Annotated in this window: 1 protein-coding gene; it reads left to right on the top strand. The window is 60.6% G+C overall.

Annotated features, from left to right (window positions below; all coding sequences use genetic code 11):
• Positions 1-710 (top strand): hemagglutinin repeat-containing protein (locus EAE89_RS23105; protein ID WP_214086680.1); only part of this gene is annotated, 710 nt, incomplete at both ends.

The following is a 710-nucleotide window of genomic DNA, read 5'->3' as shown; positions in this document are numbered from 1 at the left end:
CTGACCCAACAGACCGATATCGGCAGCCAGATAACCGGCGCCGGTGAGGTGACCCTGCAGGCCGGGCATGACCTCAAGGCCACCGCCGCTCATGTCAACGCCGGTCAGCCACTGACGGCGCAGGCCGGGCATAACCTGACGCTGACCACCGGGACGGCCTCCTCCGACTTAGTGGAGCACAGCAAACAGACCAGCCAAGGCTGGCTGGCGAAATCGTCAGTGGAAACCCACGATGAAGTGCATGACCGGCAGGCGCTGAGCACCACCTTCAGTGGCGATAAGGTCACTCTCCAGGCTGGCAACGACCTCAATATCCGCGGCAGCAATGTGGCGGGCACGCAGGATGTCAGCCTGAGCGCCGGTCATCAGCTCACCGTCACCACCGCGGCGGAAGCGCACGATGAAACCCATTTGCGACAGGAGAAACAATCCGGCCTGATGGGCACCGGCGGGATTGGTTTTACCGTTGGCAAAGCCAGCCAGAAAGTCACCACCGACCGTGACAGCCAGCTGACCAAAGGCAGCACGGTGGGCAGCAGTCAGGGTCATGTCACCCTCAACGCCGGTGACCAGCTCAACATTCATGGCAGTGATATCGTCGCGAAAAAGGACCTGACCCTCACCGGTCAGAGCGTCAGTATCACCAGTGCGGAAAATCATCACACCACCCTGACGAAAACCGAACAAAAGCAAAGCGGCTTAACCGTGGC

Origin of the sequence: Photorhabdus heterorhabditis, from assembly GCF_018448905.1 — a bacterium.
GTDB lineage: Bacteria > Pseudomonadota > Gammaproteobacteria > Enterobacterales > Enterobacteriaceae > Photorhabdus > Photorhabdus heterorhabditis.
This window is presented reverse-complemented; position numbering and strand designations above follow the sequence as displayed.